This is a genomic window from Pseudomonas sp. FP2338 (genome assembly GCF_030687515.1).
Lineage (GTDB): Bacteria > Pseudomonadota > Gammaproteobacteria > Pseudomonadales > Pseudomonadaceae > Aquipseudomonas > Aquipseudomonas salomonii.
Genome location: NZ_CP117436.1, coordinates 2,150,954 through 2,168,690, shown reverse-complemented (window position 1 = coordinate 2,168,690; position 17,737 = coordinate 2,150,954). Strand labels below are relative to the sequence as shown.

Sequence of the window (17,737 nt, the reverse complement as noted above, 5' to 3'; positions counted from 1 at the left end):
GCGGCTAAACCGGCATCCCTGCCGGTTTACCCCCCAAATCAGTGTCAGATTCCGGCCATCGTGTTTGACGGGGCGATTTCAGATCAAGATCAAGATCACAAGCGCCAGATCAAAAGACCGCTGACTTCGTCAGCGAAAAGGATGTAAGGGCCAGAGCAACAGCAACAGCAACAGCAACAGCAACAGCAGAGCCATACTCGGTCAACTGTGGGAGCGGGCTTGCTCGCGAATGCGGTGGGTCAGTCAATTCATCTGTAACTGACCCACCGCATTCGCGAGCAAGCCCGCTCCCACATTTGGACCGAGTTGCATCAGGTAGAGAGGCTTTTGACTTGCACTTGATCTGGCTTTTGATTTAACCACTCAGGTCGGCTTTCAGGCCGCCGTGCTGTAGATCTTGATTTTGATCTGAGGCGCCCCGTCAACCACGATGGCCGAACGCAGGCTTGAATCCGTGGGTAACCCGGCAGGACGCCGGGTTAGCCGCGCTGGGCCAAGGATGGCCCATCGCGGCGGCCCACGGATTCAAGCCGGAGTGCGGGCACACCGAGCATTAGCGAGGTGCCGAGTGGTGGGGCACAGACCTTTTGGTTACTTCTGGGGCGTTTGCCAAAAGTGACCCGCTGTAAGAGCGGAACCAATAGAAGCCGTTACCCAAATAACGGATATGCACACCGAAAAACCGCCACAGCAACCAACCCCGCAACACACTTCATGAACAACCCCTCCACGCTTTCCCCCTTGCCCCAAACCCCGCGTGATTCCACGATGCAAGCACTTACAAAGAGGAGTCATTCCATGTTCGCCGGATTCCAAAAAGACCAGTGCCACGTCAACGGCGTGGACATCAGCTACCGCAAAGGCGGTACAGGTCCCGGTCTGCTCCTGTTGCACGGGCACCCGCAAACCCACGTCATCTGGCACAAAGTCGCCGAACAGTTGGCCGAACACTTCACCGTAGTTGCCGCCGACCTGCGCGGTTATGGCGACAGCGGCAAGCCACCGGCCAACGACCAGCACACCCATTATTTCAAACGCGAAATGGCCCGCGACGCCGTCGAGCTGATGCAAGCCCTGGGCTTCGACAGTTTCTCGGTACTGGCCCATGACCGTGGCGCCCGCGTCGCCCATCGCCTGGCCCTCGACCACGCCGCCGCCGTGCAGCGCATGGTGCTGCTGGACATCGCACCCACCTTGTCGATGTACGCCCAGACCGACGAAGCCTTCGCCCGCGCCTACTGGCACTGGTTCTTCCTGATCCGCCCGGCGCCGTTGCCCGAAGCGCTGATCGAGAGCAACCCCGAGTTGTACCTGCGCAGCGTCATGGGCAGCCGCAGCGCCGGGCTCAAACCGTTCACCGATGAAGCCTTCGCCGAATACCTGCGCTGCCTGCAACTGCCCGGCACCGCTCGCGGTATCTGCGAGGACTACCGCGCTGCCGCCGGCATCGATCTTGAGCACGACCAGGCCGACATCGACGCCGGCAATCACCTGAACCTGCCGTTGCTGGTGATGTGGGGCGCTGAAGGTACCGTCGGCCGCTGCTTCGAGCCGCTCAAGGAATGGCAGAAAGTCGCCACAGACGTGCGTGGTAAAGCCCTGCCGGCCGGGCACTACATTGCCGAAGAAGCCCCTGAGTTGTTGCTTGGCGAAGTCCTGGCCTTCCTACGCTGAATGCACTGACACCCTGATCTGAAACACCCGCCTCGCAGGCTGCCAAAGCCTGCGACGGGTTCGCTTTGCCCAAAAAACATCCCGAGATAATAACAATGACAATCCGAAAACTGCTGGGAACCCTGTATGTCCAGGTGCTCATCGCCATCGCGCTGGGTGTGTTGATCGGCCATGTCCGGCCGCAAATCGGTATCGACCTCAAGCCGCTGGGCGACGGGTTTATCAAGCTGATCAAGATGATCATCGGCCCGATCATCTTCTGCACGGTAGTGTCCGGCATCACCAGCATGCACGATGTGAAACAGGTGGGCCGCGTCGGCGGCAAGGCACTGCTGTACTTCGAGATCGTCTCCACCATCGCCCTGCTGATCGGCCTCCTTGCCGCGCACCTGCTGCAACCGGGCGTGGGTTTCAACATTGATGTGAAAACCCTCGACAGCTCGGCCATCGCCGGTTTTGTCGGCCAGGCCGAACAGGGCGAAGGCATCACCGGGTTCCTGCTGCACGTGATCCCCACCACGTTTTTTGATGCCTTCTCCAAGGGTGAAATCCTGCCGGTACTGTTTGTCTCGGTACTGTTCGGCGTCGGCCTGGTGATGGTCGGGGAAAAAGGCCGGCCATTGGTGGGCGTGATCAACCAGGCCAGCGAAGTGTTCTTTCGCATCGTCGGCATCATCAGCCGCGTGGCGCCCATCGGCGCGTTTGGGGCGATTGCCTTCACCATCGGCAAATATGGCGTGGGCTCGTTGCTGCCATTGCTGAAGTTGGTGGGTACGTTCTACCTCACCGCGTTTTTCTTTGTCGCCGTGGTGCTGGGCAGCATCGCGCGCTACGCCGGCTTCAGCATTTTCAAGTTGATGGGCTATATCAAGTCGGAGCTGTTGATTGTGCTGGGCACCAGCTCGTCGGAGTCGGCGCTGCCGCAACTGATCCAGAAACTCGAAAGCCTGGGTGCGTCCAAAGGCGTGGTGGGCATCGTGGTGCCGACCGGCTACACCTTCAACCTCGACGGCACCAACATCTACATGACCTTGGCGGTGTTGTTCCTGGCGCAAGCCACCAATATCCACCTGCCGCTGGAGCAACAATTGACCTTGCTGGCGGTGGCCATGCTCACCTCCAAGGGCGCCGGTGCGGTGGTGGGTGCAGGTTTTGTGGCGCTGGCCGCGAGCCTGGCGGTGGTGCCCACCGTGCCGGTAGCGGCGATGGTGCTGATCCTGGGTGTCGACCGCTTTATGGCCGAGTGCCGCTCGCTGACCAATATCATCGGCAATGCCGTCGCGGCATTGGTGGTAGCCGCCTGGGAAGGTGAGCTGGATCGCGAAAAAATGGCCCCTATCGCCCTCAAGCATGGCCGCCATGCGCGAGCTGCCGCGCAGGCGAAGATCGCCGCCGAGTAAGCAGTAACGGATCGGCATGCCGGAAGGCATGCCGATCCGGTGCTATTCTGGCGGCTCATGCCGCCACGGTATCTTTCTGATGAATCATAAGAAAGATACCGTGCCCCTACCCGAAGACCTGCGGGTGTTCCTCACCGTGATCCGCAAGGCCGGCTTCGCTGCCGCCGCTGATGAACTGGGGCTGTCGCCTGCGTATGTGAGCAAGCGCATTCAGATCCTCGAAACCACCCTGGCCACGCGCCTGCTGCACCGCACCAGCCGCCGCATCGCCCTGACCGAAGACGGCGAGCGAGTGCAACGCTGGGCTGTGCGCATCCTCGAAGATTTCCAGCAACTGTCCGATGAACTCAGCGATGCCCACGACAGCCCGCGCGGGCATCTGCACCTGTGCAGCAGCTTCGGCTTCGGCCGCAATCATGTGGCGCCGGCCCTGTCGCTGCTGGCCGAGCAGTACCCGGACCTGGAAATCCGCCTGGACCTGTTCGACCGCGTGGTGGATATCGTCAGCGAAGGGTTCGACCTGGAGATTCGCGTCGGCGATGACATCCCCGGCCAGCACATCGGCAGGCGGCTGGTGAGCAATCGCCGGGTGCTGTGCGCAGCACCGGCGTACCTGCAACGCAAAGGCACGCCGCAACAGTTGAGCGACCTGGAGCAGCACGACTGCCTGGTGCTCAAGGAGCGCGACAACGCCTTCGGTATCTGGAACCTGGAGCGTGACGGCGCGCCCGAAAGCGTGCGTGTACGCGGGCCGCTGTCATCGAACAACGGCGAGATCGTGTTGCAGTGGGCTTTGGACGGGCGCGGCGTGTTACTGCGCTCGATGTGGGACGTAAAACCGCTGCTGGAACAGGGCAGGCTGGTGCAGGTGCTGCACACCTACACCCAAAGCGCCAACGTGTGGGCGGTGTACCCGACACGTTTGGCCTACTCCGGCAAATTGCGCGCCTGCGTGGAATTTTTACAGGAGCATTTCAAGGGGTTGTCGATCTGACGCCCCGCGTGGCGTTGACACCCAGCCATACCGTCATGATCACCAGGGCCGTCAACGGCAGCCCGTGGAACAGCACGATCACCTGGGCCGGCGTCCACGTCAGGTAGAACGGCCCCACCACCAGCATGCCCACGCCAAAGCCGGCCATCTGGATCAGCGTCAACAGGCTGAACAGCGGCAGGCGCAAGCTATCGGGTTCACTTTGTGCGCGGGAAACCAGCGCCACTTCGGAGATACCATCGCCCAGCCCGGCCCACACCACCAGCAACAGCGCCAGCCACAGTTCGGTTTGCTGGAAGGTCAGGATAAAGCCGCTGGACATCAGCGCCACACCCGCCATGAACCAGCGCTCCATGCCTTGGGTGCCACGGCTCTTGAGTAGCGCACTGGCCACGCGCGCGCCGATGAACTTGCCGCAGGCCCACACCGCCAGCAGGTAGCCCATGACGGTTTTCGCGGTGTCCGGCGAAATGTATTGCGACAACACCGGCCAGCCGACGTTATGTGCAGCACTGCCGAGGGTGTCGAGCATGCTGATCAACAACATCGCCGCCAACACCGGCGCACCGCGCAGGCCTTTGGTCAGCTCATGCCATTCGGCGGCAAGCCCGCGATGCGCGGCCACGGCGACTGAATACAAGGCGCGCAACGGCAGGATCAGGCAGGCCGCCGCCACGTAAGTGCCGATGTTGACGGCAAACACCGCCTCGAATCCGCCCGTGGCGATCAGTAAGCCGGAGAGCAAGCTGCCAAATACCGCACCGGTAGCCGCCGCCGAGGTGATCCAGGCATTGGTGCTCACCCGCTGCTCGAGCGCCACCCAGGTCGGCAACTGGCTATTGAGGCCAATGGCAAACAGCGAGTTGCACAGGCCGATGCCGAACGCGATAAACGGCAGCACGTTGAGTTGATGCGCCGGTATCAACACCAGCAGCGGCACCAGTAACAGCGCACGGGCCAGGTCCAGCCCGGCCAGGGTACTGCGCCCCGCAAAGCGCCGGAAAAACGGGATGCCGAACAGGCTGGCGACAATCCCGCCCGTGACCCGGCACGCCAGGAACACACTGACAAACACCACGCTTTGGCTGAGCCAGTAAACGTAGGTCGAGAGCGCCACCATGTTGAGGAATGCGCCGAAGTCCGACACGCCCCGCGCAAAGATGATCAAGCGGGCGTTGCGGGTCGACAGGCCCAATGGCTGAACGTCGCTCATGCAGGGTGTACCTCGTCTTCCAGCCGTACATCAGCAGCCACGCCGCGCAGGCTGACCAGCAGCACGTCACGCCAGGCCGGTGCCGAATCGGCCTGCGGACGGACAGCGCCGGCGCGGTGATAGAGCCCACGGTCGTTGATCACAATGGTTTCCAGAAACTGCTCCATCGCCAGGTTCAGCACGCGGCTGTGCTCCGCCTCAGCCGTAAACACCTCGGACACCACCGGCACGGTATTGCTCTGGCCAATGAAATGCATGAACACCCAATCCAGGCCGTCCTGGTGAATCCCCGAGGTGGTCGGGCTGGCCGATGGCCCCTCTGCACGCACGCGGAACTGGTGGATATCAATGGTGTAGGCATGCGGACCCAGGTGCGGTTCGATCACCGCCAGGTCGGTGGCGAGCAATTTCTGCATCAGTGGGTGCTCGATAAAGCCCTCCTCGCTGTAGCTCAAGTGGTTCACGCCCTGGCGATAGTTGACCGCATAGGTGACCGGTGACTTGAACGCGGTCGTGCGGTCGATCTGCAACTGCCGCGACGGGGATAAACGATAGCGCAGGATCCGCCGTTCGCGATGTGTGTATTCCTTGAACGCCTCGTCGCGCACCAGGTTCGCCCAGTAGGCGCGAAAGCTTTGCTCTTCGCCAGGCTCAACGTTGAGCAACTGGCCAAAGTCCCGACGGTGACAATAGTGGTGCTCGCGCAAGTGCGCGCCAATCTGTGGGATGTCCATATCGCTAAACCTTACTGTCGATGATCACGCGCAGGTTGTGCCGGATTGCATCATGCACGGCGTGGGCGTCGGCAGCATCGTCGACCTTGGCCCAGCACTTGAGCAAATAGTGCTCCTCGATATCTGCATCGATGCAGTTGCCGGGTTCCTGCTGGAAATACTCCAGCACCGCTGGGTGTTCATCGAGGAACTGCATCCCCTCAATGCCCTTGAACTGACCACTGTGTTCCGGGTAGATCGCCAGCATCGAGTAATGCTGGGAGGCACTCGCGATGTTATGCGCACAGGCTTGCAACCGGGCATTCAGGTCCGGCTCACCCAACAGCAGAGACAGATAAAGGTCGTACGGGTCAATACCGGCCAGGTCACGGAACGCCGCATTGACGTAAAGCCCGCCGACGCGCGGGTTGATCTCAATCACCACCGGCCCCGCTTCCGTCATACGAAATTCGAAATGCACCAGCGCGTTGGTCAGCCCCACAGCACGCAGGCAATCCCCCGCGTACTGACGAATCTGCTCGCACTGGGTGTCGGTAAAAGACGTGGGCGGGGAAATCAGCAGGTTCTCCAGCACCGTGCCACTGCGCTCGGTCAACATCAGTTTTTCGTTGATCAACAGCGCATGAACCTGACGGCCGACGATTACACACTCCACGCTGCCTTCAACGCCTTGGATAAACCCCTCCAACAACAGGCTGTGCCCTGGAATGTAATGGCGTTGCTGCCCTTCTTCGTCAGCCAGGATGTGCTCACAACCGTAGAAATCGGCGTAGGCAGCGTTGGCGTGGCCACTGCGAAATTGCGCATAGTGCCGGCTTAACTCTGGCCAATTGAAGCACTTCTTGATAAACGCCGAGGCGCCACCAAACGGCGGTTTGGCAATCAGCGGATAGCCCATGCGCTCGGCGCTTTGTTGCAGTTGTTGTTCGTCATTGCACAGCGCGAAGGGCACGGAGCGCACGCCATGCTGGCTCAGCGCCCGGCGCATCAGGAACTTGTTGTTACACGCGGCAATGGCTTGCGGGCAGCTGTACACCAGGCCCAGGCGCTGACTGGCCTGCGCTACGATGCAACCGACTTGCCCCAACGCAGACGAATGGCCGGCCTGGCAGAAAATCGCGCGGATCTGATAGCGCCCATCCAGTTCGCCCACCAAGTCGAGAATGGCCGGTTCGCTGAGTGTATCGAGCAGGAACACTTCATCACTGTCGTCCTGCAGCCGTTGCAGGTGCTTGCGCCCCACCAGACCCGCAGTCAAACACACCAGGCCTTTGGCCCGGGCCGCAACAAAGTGCGGCTCTCGGTAGCTATAGCGAATGGAAGCACTGTCATCGACATCAATAAAAAGAATGGCATCTTGTTTCATTATTCATACCGCCTCATGCGTCAATTACGTCAGGCATCCTGCCAACTGCACCACTGCCCTTCCCAATTACGGAAACGGTAATGACGTTGCCCATCGCGCACTTCAAAGTGCGGCAAGTCTTGTGGTTGTTCAAAGTCCAGCAGCGGCACGGTAAACTTGCCCTGTGCATGGGGCAGTACATATTCCGGCATGGCTATATTGGACACGCGCCGCTTGAGGCGATCCATAATAGCGATGGCGTGACTGATGGAAGCTTTATATTCTGAAGCCCCGGGTGAAAACGGCATGAAGTGATACAAGTAATACGGCTTTACACCCAGCCGATACAGATCAATAAACAGTTTATGCAAGGTGGCCTCATCGTCGTTCACGCCACGCAATAGCGGCATGTTGGAGAACACAATCGGCACCACACTTTGGATACGTTTAACCGCCACGGCAAAGTCTTCACTCAGTTCCAGCGGGTGGCACACATGCACGCCAAACGCATTAACCTTGTACTTCTCCAACATCGCCAGTAACTCATCGGTCACGCGAAACGGGTTAAAGCTCAAGGCCCGTGTGTGCAGGCGAATCAGCAAGTCATCGCGGATGCCACGCAGGGCGGCGAGGTTCTCTTCGAGCTTGCGGTCGGCGAGCATCAACGGGTCACCGCCGCTGAGAATCACCTCTTCGATGCCCGGGTTGTTGCGGATGTACTCGAGCGAGTCCTTGAACGAGTCGGCGCTGGCATTGGCCTTCTCGGTGCCGACTTGCAAGGTGCGCAGCGCTTCGAAGCAGAACTGGCAATAGGCGTTGCAGGTGTTGGTCATGCGCAGGATCACGCGGTTGTCGTACTTGTGCTGGCAGATCGGCGTTTTCATCTCGTGGCCGAGTTCCCAGTTCTCCGAGGTGCCGTCGTAATCGCCAGCGACCTGCTCGCTCCAGTAGGGCACCACTTGGCGCCACAGCGGATGGTCCATCACCTCGCCCTCGGTGAGAGAGCGCTTGATCAGGTCAATGTAATAAGGCGTTATCTGCAACTTGCGGTCTCGCAAGTTGTGCTCGATATGCGCGCTGGTTTCCTCGCTCCAGCCACCGCAGGCAGCCCGCAGTGCCGGTTCGTCGCGGATGGCATTCTTCTGCTGCCAACGCCAATCCTGCCACTGTACCGAACGAAGGATTGCTTGATCAAAAATCGACATGAGTTTGAACTCTCTGTGTTCTGAACGGATGTTAAGGCATAGGCTTACGTGTCTTTTCACAGTGGAAAAAACAGGGATAACCGCAACAATGACAACTGATTGACAGGTGGCAGCACTCGATCAAGTGATAAACTTGACCACCGCCACCAGAGAGGTATGAAAGCTAACTAATTCATCGGTCATGGCTTCAACTTCCTTTTCTTATAATGTGCGACTTTCCAAGTCAGCACTCACTTAAGCCGATGGCCTACAAGGTGTCAATAACCTGCCCATGTATTTTTTCAGGGTTTAACCTAGCCTCTCGACTACGCCTTTGAAATCACTGCAGTTACGTGGTGTAACGTGCGTTATTTGAAAAATCAATAGTCCAAAAAAACGCCCTCCCGTAACGCGAGGGCGTTGTTCTCTACTTATATGACTACGTAGTTAAATCATTAGGGTCATTAACCCAACCACGGATTGGCCGCCAGATGCTGGCGCTCGAACGTTTTGATCTGCTCACTGCGTTGCAACGTGCTGCCAATCGCATCCAGGCCGAGCAATAACGCGGTCTTGCGCAAGGTGTCGATCTGGAACGGGATCACCTGGCCATCGGCCAAGCGAATCTGCTGCGCCTCAAGGTCCACGCTGATCTGCGCCTGCGCAGGCTGGCTGACCGTCTGCCCAAGTGCGTGCAACGTCGCCTCGTCCAAGGTAATCAACAACACCCCGTTACGCTGGCAGTTGTCATAGAAAATCCCGGCAAAGCTGCTGCCGATCAGCGCGCGAATGCCCATCTGCTTCAAGCCCCACACCGCGTGTTCACGGCTCGAGCCACAGCCGAAGTTGGGTCCTACCACCATAAAACTCGCGCCCTGCCAGGCCGGCTGGTTCAGCACGAATTCGGGGTTGGGCGCGCCATTGGGCAAAAAGCGCAGGTCGAAGAACAGCCCACGGTCGAGGCCGGCACGGTCGATGCCTTTAAGAAATTGCTTGGGCATGATCACGTCTGTGTCGATATTTGCCGCCAACATCGGCGCGGCCTGGCCGGTGACCTGGGTGAACGGTTGCAGGCTCATGGGCGGTCTCCAAAATGACGAATATCGGTGAGACGGCCGGTGATGGCCGCGGCGGCGACCATCGCCGGGCTCATCAAGTGAGTGCGCGCCCCGGCGCCCTGGCGACCTTCGAAGTTGCGGTTGGTGCTGGACGCGCAGCGGTCGCCGGGGGCCAGCACGTCATCGTTCATCGCCAGGCACATCGAGCAGCCCGACTGGCGCCATTCGAAGCCGGCGTCGATAAAAATCGCCGCCAGCCCTTCGGCTTCGGCCTGGTCGCGCACTTCGGTGGAGCCCGGCACGATCATTGCCCGTACATGCTCGGCCACTTGCTTGCCACGCACCACACTGGCGGCGTCGCGCAGGTCTTCGATGCGCGCGTTGGTGCACGAGCCGATAAACGCGTGGCTGATCACGATTTCACTGAGCGGCATGCCGGCCTCCAGGCCCATGTAGTTGAGGGCGCGGCGCATGTCCTGGCGCAGGATCAGGTCGCTGACGTCTTGCGGGTCCGGTACGCGGGCACCGATGGGCGCGGCCTGGTCGGGGCTGGTGCCCCAGGTGACCATGGGTTCCAGAGTGCTGGCGTCTAGCTGCACTTCCTGGTCGAACACCGCATCGGCGTCGGTGTGCAACGTGCGCCATTGCACCAGGGCTTGTTCCCACAGCTCGCCCTTGGGCGCACGCGGCTTGCCTTTGAGGTAGGCGAAGACTTTTTCGTCAGGTGCCATAAAAGCGCCACGCGCGCCGGCTTCCACCGCCATGTTGCAGATGGTCATGCGCGCTTCGACGCTCAGCGCATCGATGGTGGCGCCGCAAAACTCGATGGCGTAACCGGTGGCACCGGAAGCGCCGATCTTGCCGATCAGCGCCATGATCACGTCCTTGGAGGTAAGGCCATTGCCCAAGCGGCCCTCAACCGTTACACGCATGCTTTTCAGGCGTTTGTACACCAGGGTCTGCGAGGCCAGCAGGTGCTCGATTTCCGAGGTGCCAATGCCAAAGCCGAAGGCGCCGAGGGCACCGTAGGTGGTGGTGTGGCTGTCGCCGGCGGCGATCACCATGCCCGGCAGGATAAAGCCCTGCTCCGGGGCAATCACGTGTTCGATGCCTTGGCGTTTGTCGAGGATATCCAGCAACTCGATGCCAAAATCCTGGCAATTTTCTGCCAGGTACGAGACTTGCCGCGCGCCGCCTGCGTCGGGCATTGCGGCAATGCGCATGGGCGTGGTGGGGTTTACGTGGTCGACCACCGCCAGCGCGGTGCCGGGGCGCCATACGCCACGCTTGGCCTCGCGCAATCCGCTGAACGCCTGGGGGCTGGTGTATTCGTTGATCACCTGGCGGTCTATATAAAGCAGCACATGGCCCTGGTCATCCAGGGCGCACACCGTGTGGGAGTCGATGTGTTTGTCGTAGAGGGTTCTGGCTGTCATTTTTTGTGGACTCACTTTTATAAGCGCTCGCTCAACGGTATGAGCCCATCCTACGCAGCCCCCCGGCCCCATCAATGGCACCTGGGTGATGGCTTGGAACATGTTTCGTGTTCAATCCGGCAACGCTGAAACATTTTCTTTCATATCCCGCTTAGGGATTTCTCATTCTCATCCGTCTTAACTTAGATACAGCCCGTCGCGTCAGCAAAAGCTACGACCGGCCTTTTCCGGGCCTCCTTCGCCCTCCTCCGATCAAGACCCGCATCCACATGTCGAAGAAGTCACGCTCAAAACTCTGGTTTCTGGTTCATAGCTGGCTGGCGTTGCCCATCTGGTTTTTTGTACTGATCGTCTGCGTCACCGGCACCCTGGCGGTGGTCAGCCAGGAAATCGTCTGGCTGGCCAACCCGGATATCCGCGCCAGCAAGCCGTCGGACGATGCCGAACGGCTGAGTTACGACCAGGTCATCGGTGCCATCAAGCGCAACGAACCCCAGGCGATCGTGCAGTCGATCATCCGCCCGGACGAGTCGCACTTCGCGCTGAGTGTCGACCTCAGTTACCCCGATGGGCGCTCGGTGGAGGTCTACGTCAACCCGTATACCGGCGTAATCCAGGGCATCAGCCCGGCCTTCAACTTCCAGCAATTTACCCGCGCGTTGCACGGTTGGTGGCTGGTGCCGTTTACCAATGGCTACAGCTGGGGCTGGTACCTGGTGTCGGCACTTGGCATACCGCTGCTGGCATCGCTGGTCACCGGGCTGGTGGTCTACAAGCGGTTCTGGAAGGGTTTTTTGCGCCCGACCCTGCGCATCCGCCATGGCGCGCGGATCTTCTGGGGCGACTTCCACCGTTTGAGCGGTATCTGGTCGATCTGGTTTATCGCGGTGATTTCCATCACCGGCATCTGGTTCCTGATCCGGGCAATTCTGGGTGACAACCAGATCTCCATCTCCAGTGAGCCCATCGTGCCGGTGATTGCGCGGGAAAAAGTGCCTGTGTCGGCGCCGGGTGTACCGGCACCGATGATCCCGATCGATCGGGCCATTGAAATCGCCACGCAGCGCATCCCAGGGCTTGAGGCCAGTTTTGTTTTCCTGCCCAGCAACGCTTATAGCCACCTGCAGATCGGCGGGCGCGGCTGGTATCCGTTGATGTTCCAGACGGCGCAGCTCAACCCGTACGACGGTGAAATTGCCGTGTCGCACCTGCTGTCCGATCGCTCGACACTGGAGTTCGTCACCGAATCCATGCGACCGCTGCACACCGGCGACTTTGGCGGCCTGTGGGTCAAGCTGATCTGGGCGTTCTTCGGCCTGATCATGAGCATGATGGTGTTGAGCGGTCTGCTGATCTGGACCAAACGCACCGCGCTGGCCACCCTTAACGCCTTCAAGCGCGAGGCCAAGACGCAACGCGCACCGGCCCCCGCCACGGCCAGGCAGGCTGAAACCTCGGAGGCCAACTGATGAGCAAACGTGCGACCACAACACCACCTTCGCCGCTGCGGGCCTTTTGGCTCAAGTGGCGCTTCCACATCAATGTCCTGCTATTGCTGGTGCCCCTGGGGTTCATGCCCAAGTACTTTGCCGACGCCGCGTTGTTTCGCGGTGACAGCGGCATTGGCGAGCGGGTGGCCGGCGAAGTGCAAGTGGGGCCGTGGAGCCTGACCCTGGCAGAGTTTCGCAACGAAGGCCCGCGCCCGGACCCGGCCGGCCCGATGAAATTTTTCAACGCCGCCCTGTGCGACACCTGCGCCGAGCAGGTCAAGGCCACTTACCTGCGTATCGGCAAACCGCGCAGCCTGCGCGCGGCCGGGGTGATTTTCTTCGGCACACCGTACCGCATGGGCGCGGTGCTGCCGGTGCCGGAGCGCACCCCCGTCGATGCCGAAGTCTGGGTGACCATGGAAGGCTGGGACGGCTCCATGCACCAGGGTTCCATCCCGCTGAGCCAGGCCTCGCCTGCCACCATTGCCTGGCTGAACAAGCAAGGAGTTAAACCATGACGTTAATGCGCACGACTCGCGCCGTTTTACTGCTCTGCGCCGGCTTCAGCAGCGTCGCCCAGGCCCATAACCCGATGTGCGAATGCAAGGAAATCCCCGGCGAGCAGATCCAGTGCACCGGCGGTTTTTCCGACGGCAGCGGCGCGCCAGGCGTGACCCTGGACGTGATCGGCTACGACGAAACCATCCTGCTGCCGGGCAAGCTTGGCCAGGACTCGACCCTGACCTTCAAAAAGCCCTCGGCCGAGTTCTATGTGCTGTTTGATGCAGGCCCCGGCCACGTGGTGGAAATCGACCAAGCGGATATCCAGCCCCAATGAGCACCACACAGGTTGTACGCCCCGCCGGGGCCGGCCATGAAACCCTCTACGTGTTACTGCTGTGCCTGATCATCCTCGCGGTGGCTGGCACCGTGGTGGCGCTGCACGGTGAAACCCAGGAGGTCGTCGCCGTGCCCAGCCACCAGCTGGACGCGCGCCGCGACCTGAGTGCTGCCGAGCAAGGCATCTACGCCGACCTGCGCGTAACCCTGGATGAAATCCAGCTGTTGCAGCAGGAGCAGAACGCCCTGCCGACGCCTGCGCAACTGGCCGAAGAGGGCTTCGCGCCGTTTGCCCAGGACGCCAGTTCGATCAGCCGTGGCGACCATCACTGGCAGCTGCTTGAGCCTGCGGCCTACCTGGGTTTGAGCCAAGCGCCGAGCACCAGCGGCTCGGTGCTGATGCGCGTGCAAGGCGCCGAGCCGGATGTGTGGCTCAACCGCCAGGCCAACCTCGCCGCCCCTGCCGACCTCACCGACGCGGCGCTGATCGCCGCCGGCTGGCGCCAGGTGGTCACGCAATTCGATGCCGGCGTGACCCGCCAGCACCGTCACTGAACCAGAAGACCGAGTGCCCATGTCTATCTCATCGCCCCTGTTACGCCTGTTGCTGGTTAGCCTGTTCAGCCTGATGCTCGCCCCGCTCGCGAATGCCGAGGAGGCCAAGCGCCTGCGCATCGGCATCACCCTGCACCCGTATTACAGCTACGTGGCCAATATCGTCGGCGACAAGGCCGAGGTGGTGCCGCTGATTCCGGCCGGTTTCAACCCCCACGCCTACGAACCGCGCGCCGAAGACATCAAGCGCATCGGCACCCTGGACGTGATCGTGCTTAACGGCGTCGGCCATGATGATTTTGCCGACCGCATGATCGCCACCAGCGAGCACCCGGACATCCCGGTGATCGAAGCCAATGCCAACGTGCCGCTGCTGGCCGCTACCGGCAATGCCGCGCGCGGTGCGGGCAAGGTGGTCAACCCGCATACCTTCCTGTCGATCAGCGCATCGATTGCCCAGGTCAATAACATTGCCCGCGAACTGGGCAAGCTCGACCCGGACAACGCCAAGACCTACACCCAAAACGCCCGCGCCTACGGTAAGCGCCTGCGCCAGATGCGCGCCGATGCCCTGGCAAAACTGACCAGCGCACCGAACCCCGACCTGCGCGTCGCTACCGTGCACGCGGCCTACGACTACCTGCTGCGCGAATTCGGCCTGGAAGTCACCGCCGTGGTCGAGCCCGCCCATGGCATCGAGCCCAGCCCCAGCCAGTTGAAAAAGACCATCGATGAACTGCGCGCACTGGATGTGAAGGTGATCTTCTCGGAGATGGATTTCCCGTCTACCTACGTCGAGACCATCCAGCGTGAATCCGGAGTGAAGCTGTACCCGCTGTCGCATATTTCCTACGGCGAATACACGCCAGAGAAATACGAAGTGGAAATGACCGGCAACCTCAACACCGTGGTGCGGGCGATTCAGGAGTCGGGGGCATGACGGCAGCGCAGCAATTGAAGGTCGCCAGCATTGGCCCGACCCTTGAGTTCGACACGGTCTCCCTGACCTTGGGCCGCACGGTGATTCTCGATGCGGTGAGCTTCCAGGTCGAACCGGGCAGCATCCACGCCTTGGTCGGCCCGAACGGCGGCGGCAAAAGCTCGCTGATCAAGACCTTGCTGGGGCAAACCCCGCACCAGGGCCAATTGCGCCTGCACTGGCCGAACTCGCCAGGTACGGTTGGCTATGTACCCCAGGCGTTGGAGTTCGATCGGGGCCTGCCGATGACCGTCGACGATTTCATGGCCGCCATGTGCCAGCGGCGCCCGGCATTTCTGGGCCTGTCCCGGCATTACGCCGCCGCGATTGGCGAAGCGCTGGAACGGGTCGGCATGCAGGACAAACGCAAGCGCCGCATGGGCGCGTTGTCCGGCGGTGAGCGTCAGCGCGTGCTGTTGGCCCAAGGGCTGATCCCGGCGCCACAGCTGCTGGTGCTGGATGAACCGATGTCGGCGCTCGATGAGGCCGGTATCCAGGTGTTCGAACGACTGCTCAATGACTGGCGCCTGGCCGGGATCACCGTGCTGTGGATCGAGCATGACCTGGAAGCCGTGGGCCGTCTGGCCGATCGCGTTACCGGCCTGAACCGCCGCGTGCTGTTCGACGCCACGCCGAAGGAAGCGCTGACCCCGGACCGCCTGCTGACCCTGTTTTCCACCCACCCTCGGAGCCCGGCGTGATGAGTTATGAAGCCTTTCGTTTGATGGTCCAGGGCTGGGCTTCATCCGGGTACCTGCCGGAAGCGCTGGCCTATGGGTTTGTGGTCAACGCCTTGCTCGCCGGTTTGCTGATCGGCCCGGTGCTGGGCGGCCTGGGCACGCTGGTGGTGGTCAAGCGCTTTGCGTTCTTCTCTGAAGCCGTCGGGCATGCCGCGCTGACCGGCGTGGCCGTGGGCATCCTGCTCGGCGAACCCTATACCGGGCCTTACGGCAGCCTGTTCGGCTACTGCCTGTTGTTCGGCATCCTGCTCAACTACCTGCGCAACCGCACGGGTTTGGCGCCGGACACCCTGATCGGCGTGTTCCTCTCGGTGTCCCTGGCGTTGGGCGCGAGCCTGCTGTTGATTCTGGCGGGCAAGATCAACGTGCACATTCTGGAAAACGTGTTGTTCGGCTCGGTGCTGACGGTTAACGGCAATGACCTGCTGGTGTTGGCGGTCGTCGGCTCACTGGTGATGGCCCTGGCGCTGCCGCTGTACAACCGCATCATGCTGGCCAGCTTCAACCCGCAATTGGCCGCTGTGCGTGGCGTGGCCGTCAAAACCCTGGATTACCTGTTCGTGATCCTGGTGACCTTGATCACCGTGGCGGCGGTCAAGGTGATCGGCGCTATTTTGGTCGGCGCCCTGCTGGTGATTCCGGCGGCGGCAGCGCGCCTGTTGAGCCAGTCGCTCAAGGGGTTTTTCTGGGTCTCGGTGGTGATCGCCACGCTCAGCACGCTGTGCGGCATTCTGCTGCCGATCATCTTCGACCTGCCCATCCCGTCCGGTGCCGCGATCATTCTGGTGGCCGGTATCGCCTTCGCCTTTGCCGCCATCGCGCGCGGCACCGTGCCCAGCCTCAAAGGGAATCTTGGATAATGCGCTCTGTTTTTCATCCGCTGGCCCTGGCCGTTGCGTGTTTATTCACTGCACCGTTGATGGCCGCCGAAGCCTCAAAACCGGCGGTTCACGCCGCCAAACCGGTGAAAGTGCTGGCCTCGCTGCCCATCACCTACGGCCTGGCCGAGGTGCTGCTCAAAGGCACCGATGTACAGCTTGAGCGCGCAGCACCGGCCAACCTGCCCGGTTCGCGACAGGTGTCCTACTTCACCGGCCGGGGTGCGCCGGCCTTGGGCAATTTGGCCCAGGACGCCGACGCGGCTATCGGCCTGCGCTCGCTGTGGGCGGATGACCCGCTCTACCCGGTGGCGCGACGCAGCAATATCCGTATCGTCGAAGTGGACGCCGCGCGCCCGGTGGACGGCGGCTTGCCGGGTATCGCCGTGCAACCGGGCAGCGCCGACGGCCTGAACAGCCAGCCATGGCAGTCGAGCAACAACATGGGGCGCATGGCCGATGTGATGGCGGCCGACCTGAGCCGCCTGGCGCCCACGGCCAAACCCAAGATCGACGCCAACCTCGCGGCGCTCAAACAGCGCCTGCTCAAACTCAGCGCCGACTGCGAAGCAAGACTGGCCAAAGCGGACAACCTGAGTGTGGTCAGCTTGAGTGATCACTTTGCTTATCTGGTCAGCAGCCTGAACCTGGAAGTCTTCAGTACCGACGCCCGGCCGGATGCGGAGTGGACGCCAGAGGCCTTGCACACACTCACTGCCGACTTGAAGAGCAACGACGTAGCCGTGGTGCTGCATCACCGCCAACCGAGTGAGGCCGTTAAAACGGCAGTGACGGCAGGCGGTGCGCAACTGTTGGTGTTGAATGTCGACGGGCCGGCCCCGGTGGCGGAGCTGGAAGGCAATGTGGATCAGGTGATCAAGGCGCTGATGCCCTGAATGCGGGAGCTGGCTTGCCTGCGATGCAGACACCTTGGTGTATCAGGCACACCGAGTTGATGCCATCGCAGGCAAGCCAGCTCCCACATTGGACCGAGTTTGGCTCTGCTGTTGCTGTTGCTCTGGCCCTTACATCCTTTTCGATGACGAAGTCAGCGGTCTTTTGATCTGCGCTTTTGATCTTGATCTCAAATCGCCCCGTCAAACACGATGGCCGGAATCTGACAGTGATTTGGGGGGTAAACCGGCAGGGATGCCGGTTTAGCCGCGCTGGGCCAAGGATGGCCCATCGCGGCGGCCCCCCAAATCACTGGCGGATTA

At 61.2% G+C, this 17,737-nt stretch carries 17 protein-coding genes; 11 read left to right on the top strand and 6 right to left on the bottom strand.

Annotated features, from left to right (window positions below):
* The first annotated feature begins 798 nt into the window (after window positions 1–798).
* The 3 genes from PSH96_RS09940 to PSH96_RS09930 all read left to right on the top strand — a co-directional run bounded on the left by PSH96_RS09940 (window position 799) and on the right by PSH96_RS09930 (window position 4,068).
* Window positions 799–1,674, top strand: coding sequence for an alpha/beta fold hydrolase (locus PSH96_RS09940; RefSeq protein ID WP_305458896.1), 876 nt, complete (start codon window positions 799–801; stop codon window positions 1,672–1,674).
* Between the two features lie 95 nt (window positions 1,675–1,769).
* A complete protein-coding gene (locus tag PSH96_RS09935) occupies window positions 1,770–3,074 on the top strand; it encodes a dicarboxylate/amino acid:cation symporter (protein ID WP_305458894.1) in 1,305 nt (434 codons plus the stop codon).
* A gap of 79 nt (window positions 3,075–3,153) precedes the next feature.
* Window positions 3,154–4,068 (top strand): LysR substrate-binding domain-containing protein, encoded by a 915-nt coding sequence (locus tag PSH96_RS09930; RefSeq protein ID WP_305458892.1) that lies wholly within the window; start codon window positions 3,154–3,156, stop codon window positions 4,066–4,068.
* Here the strand turns inward: PSH96_RS09930 and PSH96_RS09925 are convergent.
* The 6 genes from PSH96_RS09925 to leuC all read right to left on the bottom strand — a co-directional run bounded on the left by PSH96_RS09925 (window position 4,049) and on the right by leuC (window position 11,038).
* Window positions 4,049–5,281, bottom strand: coding sequence for an MFS transporter (locus PSH96_RS09925; RefSeq protein WP_305458890.1), 1,233 nt, complete (start codon window positions 5,279–5,281; stop codon window positions 4,049–4,051). The two genes, PSH96_RS09930 and PSH96_RS09925, sit on opposite strands and share 20 nt — an antisense overlap.
* Window positions 5,278–6,015: a 2OG-Fe dioxygenase family protein gene (locus PSH96_RS09920; RefSeq protein ID WP_305458888.1), complete on the bottom strand. Its 738-nt coding sequence runs from the start codon at window positions 6,013–6,015 to the stop codon at window positions 5,278–5,280. The genes PSH96_RS09925 and PSH96_RS09920 overlap by 4 nt, the downstream gene beginning before the upstream one ends.
* 4 nt (window positions 6,016–6,019) lie before the next feature.
* Window positions 6,020–7,381, bottom strand: coding sequence for an acetyl-CoA carboxylase biotin carboxylase subunit family protein (locus PSH96_RS09915; protein ID WP_305458886.1), 1,362 nt, complete (start codon window positions 7,379–7,381; stop codon window positions 6,020–6,022).
* A gap of 29 nt (window positions 7,382–7,410) precedes the next feature.
* Entirely contained in the window at window positions 7,411–8,565 is a 1,155-nt protein-coding gene (locus PSH96_RS09910) for a KamA family radical SAM protein (protein ID WP_305458884.1), read from the bottom strand.
* Between the two features lie 443 nt (window positions 8,566–9,008).
* On the bottom strand, window positions 9,009–9,623 hold the full coding sequence (gene leuD / locus PSH96_RS09905; protein ID WP_305458882.1) for a 3-isopropylmalate dehydratase small subunit: 615 nt from the start codon (window positions 9,621–9,623) through the stop codon (window positions 9,009–9,011).
* Window positions 9,620–11,038 (bottom strand): 3-isopropylmalate dehydratase large subunit, encoded by a 1,419-nt coding sequence (gene leuC / locus PSH96_RS09900; RefSeq protein WP_305458880.1) that lies wholly within the window; start codon window positions 11,036–11,038, stop codon window positions 9,620–9,622. The genes leuD and leuC overlap by 4 nt, the downstream gene beginning before the upstream one ends.
* Before the next feature lie 269 nt (window positions 11,039–11,307).
* On the opposite strand from leuC, the gene PSH96_RS09895 reads away from it, so the two are divergent.
* From PSH96_RS09895 to PSH96_RS09860, 8 genes are read left to right on the top strand one after another with little or no spacing between them, the layout of a single operon-like run.
* Window positions 11,308–12,507, top strand: coding sequence for a PepSY domain-containing protein (locus tag PSH96_RS09895; RefSeq protein WP_305458878.1), 1,200 nt, complete (start codon window positions 11,308–11,310; stop codon window positions 12,505–12,507).
* Window positions 12,507–13,046 carry a hypothetical protein gene (locus tag PSH96_RS09890; RefSeq protein WP_017136359.1) on the top strand — a complete coding sequence of 180 codons (540 nt, stop codon included), beginning with the start codon at window positions 12,507–12,509 and terminating at the stop codon, window positions 13,044–13,046. Before PSH96_RS09895 ends, PSH96_RS09890 begins: the two co-directional genes overlap by 1 nt.
* Window positions 13,043–13,366 (top strand): hypothetical protein, encoded by a 324-nt coding sequence (locus PSH96_RS09885; protein ID WP_305458876.1) that lies wholly within the window; start codon window positions 13,043–13,045, stop codon window positions 13,364–13,366. Before PSH96_RS09890 ends, PSH96_RS09885 begins: the two co-directional genes overlap by 4 nt.
* On the top strand, window positions 13,363–13,923 hold the full coding sequence (locus PSH96_RS09880) for a DUF6162 family protein (protein ID WP_305458874.1): 561 nt from the start codon (window positions 13,363–13,365) through the stop codon (window positions 13,921–13,923). The genes PSH96_RS09885 and PSH96_RS09880 overlap by 4 nt, the downstream gene beginning before the upstream one ends.
* Before the next feature lie 19 nt (window positions 13,924–13,942).
* Window positions 13,943–14,863, top strand: a complete 921-nt coding sequence (locus PSH96_RS09875) for a metal ABC transporter substrate-binding protein (RefSeq protein WP_305458872.1) — start codon at window positions 13,943–13,945, stop codon at window positions 14,861–14,863.
* Window positions 14,860–15,603, top strand: coding sequence for a metal ABC transporter ATP-binding protein (locus tag PSH96_RS09870; protein WP_305458870.1), 744 nt, complete (start codon window positions 14,860–14,862; stop codon window positions 15,601–15,603). The genes PSH96_RS09875 and PSH96_RS09870 overlap by 4 nt, the downstream gene beginning before the upstream one ends.
* A complete protein-coding gene (locus PSH96_RS09865; RefSeq protein ID WP_056859671.1) occupies window positions 15,603–16,502 on the top strand; it encodes a metal ABC transporter permease in 900 nt (299 codons plus the stop codon). Before PSH96_RS09870 ends, PSH96_RS09865 begins: the two co-directional genes overlap by 1 nt.
* Complete coding sequence (locus tag PSH96_RS09860) at window positions 16,502–17,416, top strand: metal ABC transporter solute-binding protein, Zn/Mn family (protein WP_305458867.1); 915 nt, start codon at window positions 16,502–16,504, stop codon at window positions 17,414–17,416. Before PSH96_RS09865 ends, PSH96_RS09860 begins: the two co-directional genes overlap by 1 nt.
* The last annotated feature ends 321 nt before the right edge of the window (window positions 17,417–17,737 follow it).

Excerpts from the sequence above, each read along its gene's own strand:
- PSH96_RS09940 (WP_305458896.1), top strand. The coding sequence starts at position 799 with ATGTTCGCCGGATTCCAAAAAGACCAGTGCCACGTCAACGGCGTGGAC.
- PSH96_RS09935 (WP_305458894.1), top strand. The coding sequence starts at position 1,770 with ATGACAATCCGAAAACTGCTGGGAACCCTGTATGTCCAGGTGCTCATC.
- PSH96_RS09930 (WP_305458892.1), top strand. The coding sequence starts at position 3,154 with ATGAATCATAAGAAAGATACCGTGCCCCTACCCGAAGACCTGCGGGTG.
- PSH96_RS09925 (WP_305458890.1), bottom strand. The coding sequence starts at position 5,281 with ATGAGCGACGTTCAGCCATTGGGCCTGTCGACCCGCAACGCCCGCTTG.
- PSH96_RS09920 (WP_305458888.1), bottom strand. The coding sequence starts at position 6,015 with ATGGACATCCCACAGATTGGCGCGCACTTGCGCGAGCACCACTATTGT.
- PSH96_RS09915 (WP_305458886.1), bottom strand. The coding sequence starts at position 7,381 with ATGAAACAAGATGCCATTCTTTTTATTGATGTCGATGACAGTGCTTCC.
- PSH96_RS09910 (WP_305458884.1), bottom strand. The coding sequence starts at position 8,565 with ATGTCGATTTTTGATCAAGCAATCCTTCGTTCGGTACAGTGGCAGGAT.
- leuD (WP_305458882.1), bottom strand. The coding sequence starts at position 9,623 with ATGAGCCTGCAACCGTTCACCCAGGTCACCGGCCAGGCCGCGCCGATG.
- leuC (WP_305458880.1), bottom strand. The coding sequence starts at position 11,038 with ATGACAGCCAGAACCCTCTACGACAAACACATCGACTCCCACACGGTG.
- PSH96_RS09895 (WP_305458878.1), top strand. The coding sequence starts at position 11,308 with ATGTCGAAGAAGTCACGCTCAAAACTCTGGTTTCTGGTTCATAGCTGG.
- PSH96_RS09890 (WP_017136359.1), top strand. The coding sequence starts at position 12,507 with ATGAGCAAACGTGCGACCACAACACCACCTTCGCCGCTGCGGGCCTTT.
- PSH96_RS09885 (WP_305458876.1), top strand. The coding sequence starts at position 13,043 with ATGACGTTAATGCGCACGACTCGCGCCGTTTTACTGCTCTGCGCCGGC.
- PSH96_RS09880 (WP_305458874.1), top strand. The coding sequence starts at position 13,363 with ATGAGCACCACACAGGTTGTACGCCCCGCCGGGGCCGGCCATGAAACC.
- PSH96_RS09875 (WP_305458872.1), top strand. The coding sequence starts at position 13,943 with ATGTCTATCTCATCGCCCCTGTTACGCCTGTTGCTGGTTAGCCTGTTC.
- PSH96_RS09870 (WP_305458870.1), top strand. The coding sequence starts at position 14,860 with ATGACGGCAGCGCAGCAATTGAAGGTCGCCAGCATTGGCCCGACCCTT.
- PSH96_RS09865 (WP_056859671.1), top strand. The coding sequence starts at position 15,603 with ATGAGTTATGAAGCCTTTCGTTTGATGGTCCAGGGCTGGGCTTCATCC.
- PSH96_RS09860 (WP_305458867.1), top strand. The coding sequence starts at position 16,502 with ATGCGCTCTGTTTTTCATCCGCTGGCCCTGGCCGTTGCGTGTTTATTC.